General features: G+C 64.0%; 5 protein-coding genes and 1 pseudogene. 3 read left to right on the top strand and 3 right to left on the bottom strand.

Annotated elements, in window-relative coordinates:
* Both EN935_RS21755 and EN935_RS21750 read right to left on the bottom strand, forming a co-directional pair.
* Positions 1–180: pseudogene (locus EN935_RS21755) on the bottom strand (hypothetical protein); the annotation flags it as partial.
* Between the two features lie 207 nt (positions 181–387).
* Complete coding sequence (locus tag EN935_RS21750) at positions 388–1,134, bottom strand: L,D-transpeptidase (protein ID WP_127264834.1); 747 nt, start codon at positions 1,132–1,134, stop codon at positions 388–390.
* 214 nt (positions 1,135–1,348) lie between these two features.
* Between EN935_RS21750 and EN935_RS21745 the strand changes: the two genes are divergently transcribed.
* Positions 1,349–1,987, top strand: a complete 639-nt coding sequence (locus EN935_RS21745) for a DNA-3-methyladenine glycosylase I (RefSeq protein ID WP_127373598.1) — start codon at positions 1,349–1,351, stop codon at positions 1,985–1,987.
* A gap of 49 nt (positions 1,988–2,036) precedes the next feature.
* On the opposite strand, the gene EN935_RS21740 is transcribed toward EN935_RS21745, so the two are convergent.
* Positions 2,037–2,288 (bottom strand): hypothetical protein, encoded by a 252-nt coding sequence (locus tag EN935_RS21740; protein WP_127265842.1) that lies wholly within the window; start codon positions 2,286–2,288, stop codon positions 2,037–2,039.
* 248 nt (positions 2,289–2,536) lie between these two features.
* On the opposite strand from EN935_RS21740, the gene hisS reads away from it, so the two are divergent.
* Entirely contained in the window at positions 2,537–4,039 is a 1,503-nt protein-coding gene (gene hisS / locus EN935_RS21735; protein ID WP_127265844.1) for a histidine--tRNA ligase, read from the top strand.
* Between the two features lie 75 nt (positions 4,040–4,114).
* A partial coding sequence (locus EN935_RS21730; RefSeq protein WP_127373597.1) for an ATP phosphoribosyltransferase regulatory subunit occupies positions 4,115–5,073 on the top strand: 959 nt, incomplete at its 3' end.

Genomic DNA, 5,073 nt, shown 5'->3' with positions numbered 1-5,073 from the left:
CAGCTTGGGCGGAAATCCCTCGGCTTTGGCAATCGCGGCGTCCTCACGGACGGCGGCGATGATGCGCTGGGCAACCGGGCCGCCCTTGAGGTAGCGGCTGTCATCGGACAGGGGCATGAATGAACTCTCTGGCTGGAACGTGCCGCCGAGATAGCAAAAGAATACAGCGAAGGGCAGCATGAAAGCGAACCGCTGTGCCCTTGGCGCGACGTTCAGGCGCAGTCTTGCCTGCTGTCAGGCCAATTTTACTCGAAAACGGAAAGGGCAGCGCGGTTTCCCGTGCTGCCCTTCCTGACCGGCCGCATCCCCATACGGCCCGTCCCCCGTATCCCTAAACTAGCCTCGAAAAGCGGACTGCTTTGCCGGCCAAGTGATTCGCAAGGATTATTATATCACCTCGACCGTGGTTCCGACATTGACCCGCTCATAGAGGTCGACGACGTCCTCGTTGCGCATGCGGATGCAACCCGATGACACCGCGCCGCCGATCGTCCATGGCTGGTTGGTGCCGTGGATGCGGTACTCGGTCGTGCCGAGATAGAGCGCGCGTGCACCAAGCGGGTTCTCCATGCCGCCGGCCAGATAGGTCGGCAAATAGCGGCCCTTGGCGGCCTCGCGCTTGATCATCTGCGCCGGCGGGCGCCAGTCCGGCCACTCGCGCTTGTTGGTGATCTTGTGCGTGCCCGACCATTCGAAGCCCGGCTTGCCGGTGCCGACGCCATAGCGCCGTGCCTTGCCGTTCTTCTCGACCAGGAACAGGAAATTCTGCGTGGTGTCGATGACGATCGTGCCCGGCTTCTGCCCCCCGTCATAGGCGACTTCCTGCGGCAGGTAGATCGGGTTGATCTGAGGACGTGCGACCATGCGCTTGGCCGGTGCCTGGACGCCCGCCGTCTGCACCCGGTCGGGCTGCGCCGGTTGCGCGGTGCGCAGGCGCGGCTGCTGCTGCACGGCCTGGCGATTCTGCCGGACGATGCCGGGCGCGCGGCCAAGCTGCAGCACCCAGGGTGCGGAAAGGTCGGGGCTCACCATCACCGGCGGCCGGTCGGCATAGCGGTCGCCGGCTGTGGAGGGCGTGACGCCGGCGGCAAACACAGCCACCGCGCCGAGCACGGGAAACAGAACTGTCTTCATCGGAACGCACCTTGATCGTCTGATACAAACGGGTGGAAACGCCCGCCCGGTTCGGCGATCATTGGCGTGGAAGCAGCAACCGAAACATGAATCGGAATGCGTAAAATGCGCAAGTGTCAGTAAACCTTTTGGTGTGGTTACCGCCGGGTTCAGGAATCTGGTAAAGCCGCAGTAAATGCAGCGCAAAAGCGCATTAACGAACGGATTTTGGCTTATGGACAAGGAAAACACCGGCCTGCTCGCCGGTCCCGACGGTGTCGCGCGCTGCTTCTGGCACGGCAATCTGCCGGACTATCTGCACTATCACGATCATGAATGGGGCCGGCCCGTCGCCGATGACCGCAGGCTGTTCGAAAAGATCTGCCTCGAAGGCTTTCAGTCGGGCCTGTCGTGGCTGACCATCCTGCGCAAGCGGGAGAATTTTCGCGAAGCCTTCGCCAATTTCGAATTCGACAAGGTCGCCGCCTTCACCGACAGGGATGTCGAACGCCTGCTCGGCAATGCCGGCATCATCCGCCATCGCGGCAAGATCGTGTCGACGATCAACAACGCCAAGCGCGCCCGCGAGATGGCCGACGAGTTCGGCTCGCTGGCCGCCTGGTTCTGGAAGTTCGAGCCCGGCAAGGACGAGCGGCCGCAGATCGTCGACCTCGCCCATCTGCGCGCCAACCCGACCACGGCGGTCTCGGTGCGGATTTCGAAGGAGTTGAAGAAACGCGGCTGGAGCTTCGTGGGGCCTACCACGGTCTACGCCTTCATGCAGGCGATGGGCCTGGTCAACGACCACCTCGAGGGCTGTGTCTGCCGCAAAGAGGTTGAGAAGCAGCGGAAGGCCTTCAAAAGGCCGAAGTAGGTCGCCTTTCCTTCTCCCACAAGGGGAGAAGGAAGAGCGCTGCCTTGCGTCAGGTGCCGTTGGCGCTGGCCAGCACCAGGCCGGCGACGATCGCCACCACCGTGGCCACGGTCGGGTAGATCACCAGCAGGCCGGTTATCAGCGCGTCGCGCATGGATGGACCCTTGCCGGTTTCGGCGGGGATTTCGAATGGGCCGGCGGCATGGCTGGCCATTTTCGGAGCGTGGGTGTCGGCCGGGCGCAAGCGTGCGGGCAGTTCGGTATCGCTATCGATGGCGTGAAATCTTGCTGTGCTGGTCATGGCCGCGAACCCCTCATCTTGGCGCGTTTATCTCTTGCGATTGTGTCGGCACGATGCCGCGCTCATGGCGGGATTGTTTTATTTTCGCTGCGGTTTGTTTCAGGGCGGTTGGGTTTCGCCGTCTTCCCTTGGGGAGAGGCCAGAGGGCTGACCCTTGCCGCCCCCAACCTCTTCGGCTAGGACACCCGCGTTGCGAAAATCGCAACATTGCCGACCTGCAAGCACCACAAAACACCGAGCAAACACCAATGGCCGACAAATCGGAAAAGACGAAAGCGCGACTGCCGCGCGGTTTTGCCGACCGCAGCGCCGAAGACATCCGCGCCGTCGAGAAGATGATGGCGACGATCCGCTCGGTCTATGAGCTCTATGGTTTCGAACCGGCCGACCAGCCGCTGATCGAATACACCGATGCGCTGGGCAAATTCCTGCCCGACCAGGACCGGCCGAACGAAGGCGTGTTCTCCTTCCAGGATGACGACGACCAGTGGCTGTCGCTGCGCTATGATCTGACCGCGCCGACGGCGCGCTTTGTCGCCGAGAATTACGAGCGGCTGCCCAAACCCTATCGCAGCTACCGCTCGGGCTGGGTGTTCCGCAACGAGAAGCCAGGTCCGGGCCGCTTCCGCCAGTTCATGCAGTTCGATGCCGACACGATCGGCACGCCGGGCGTGGCCGCCGACGCCGAAATGGCGATGATGATGGCCGACGTGATGGAGGCGCTCGGCATCAAGCGCGGCGACTATGTCATCCGCGTCAACAACCGTAAGGTGCTCGACGGCGTGCTGGAAGCGATCGGCCTCGGCGGCGAGGAGAATGCCGGCCGCCGGCTGACGGTGCTGCGGGCAATCGACAAGCTCGACAAGCTCGGGCCGGAAGGCGTGAAGCTTCTGCTTGGGCCGGGGCGCTGGGATGGCGGCAAGGAAGGCGAGGGCGATTTCGCCAAGGGCGCAGGGTTGAACAACGGGCAAGCCGAGGCGGTTCTTCTCGCGACAGCGAGGACTATGCAGGCCGGCCAGGATTCCATGGTCAATTCGAACGCGACCTATCAGGAAGGCGTTGGAGAACTCACGACGATTGAAGCCCTGGTCCGGGCGGCGGGATATGGCGAGGACCGTATTGCCATGGACCGTTCTGTCGTGCGCGGCCTGGAATACTACACCGGGCCGGTCTTCGAAGCCGAACTGCTGGCCGAGATCCCCAACGAGGACGGCCAGATTGTCCGCTTCGGCTCGGTTGGTGGCGGCGGCCGCTATGACGGACTGGTCTCGCGCTTTCGCGGCGAACCGGTGCCGGCGACCGGCTTTTCCATCGGCGTTAGCAGGCTGATGACGGCGCTGAAGAACCTCGGCAAGCTCGACGCCTCGGATGTGATCGCGCCGGTCGTGGTGCTGGTCATGGACAAGGATACCGACAGCCTCGGCCGCTACCAGAAGATGGTGTCGGAACTGCGCGCTGCCGGCATCCGTTCCGAAATGTATCTCGGCGGCGCGGGCATGAAGGCGCAGCTCAAATATGCCGACCGGCGTGGTTGTCCGGTCGCTGTCATCCAGGGCGGCGATGAGCGCGCCAAGGGCGAGCTGCAGATCAAGGACCTGATCGAAGGCGCCCGCATGTCCGCCGAGATCACCGACAATGCCGAATGGCGCGCCGCGCGTCCGGCGCAGGTGACGGTGGCGGAGGGCGAGCTGGTCGCAGAGGTGAGGAAGATCCTGGCGGCGCAGGCCGAGGAGAGGGCACGTGGCAAGTAGAGCGCCGGCCTTCGCCTGGATCGTTGGCTCCTCTGGTTTGGGACCAGAGGGTCGTGCAGCACTGAGGTTAGTAAATTGACCTCCCGCTACCCCGCCATATCAACCGACATCACCAACCTCTTCGTCACACGCAACACGCATGCGGTCGAGGTTGCCATATTGCAGCCGGCCGACCCCTTCCTCGACATGGCCGGCGAGGATTTGCGCCGCCGCATCTTCCTGACCGAAAGCGAGACCGGGCAGACATTGTGCCTGCGGCCGGAATTCACCATTCCGGTCTGCCTTGATCACATAAGTTCGCAGGCCGGCACGCCGCGCCGTTATTCCTATCTCGGCGAGGTGTTTCGCCAGCGCCGCGAGGGCGGCAACGAGTTCTTCCAAGCTGGCATCGAGGACCTCGGCGACCGCGATACCGCTGAAGCCGATGCGCGCTCGGTGGCCGACGCGCACGCGCTGCTGTCGCTGGTGCTGCCTGGCCAGGTACTGGCGATCACGCTCGGCGACCAGACCATTTTCGAGGCGGTGCTGGCAGCCCTTGGCCTGCCGCGCGGCTGGCGCATGCGCCTTGCCCGCGCCTTCGGTTCGGCGCCGATGCTCGAGGCGGCTCTGGCCGATCTCGCCAACCCGCCGCGCAACAGCCAGCTCTCCGGCCCGGTTGCCGCTCTTGTCCTCGATGGTGATCTGGACGGTCTTTCCACCCACATCGCCAGCGGCATGGAAGAGGCAGGCCTTTCAGCCTCCGCCGGACGCGCCCCGGCCGACATTGCCCGGCGGCTGATCGAGAAAGCCGAATTGCGCAGCGTGCGGCTGTCGAACGAGGCTTTTTCGGCGCTGAAGAGTTTTCTGGCAATCGACGTTCCGCTTGATGGCGCGGCCCAGGCACTGGCGACCTTCGCCAACGGCGCCGGGCTGTCGCTCGATACCGCGCTGGAAAAGTTCGCTGCCCGTGCCAAGGCGATCGACGCGCATGGCTTGCCGGCCGAAAAAATCCGTTACGACGCCGCCTTCGGCCGCCCGCTCGATTACTACACCTG

The sequence above is a fragment of the Mesorhizobium sp. M7D.F.Ca.US.004.03.1.1 genome (assembly GCF_003998635.1).
GTDB classification, from domain to species: Bacteria; Pseudomonadota; Alphaproteobacteria; order Rhizobiales; family Rhizobiaceae; genus Mesorhizobium; species Mesorhizobium loti.
The sequence above is the reverse complement of the archived record's forward strand: the minus strand, read 5'-3'. Positions and strand labels throughout refer to the sequence as shown.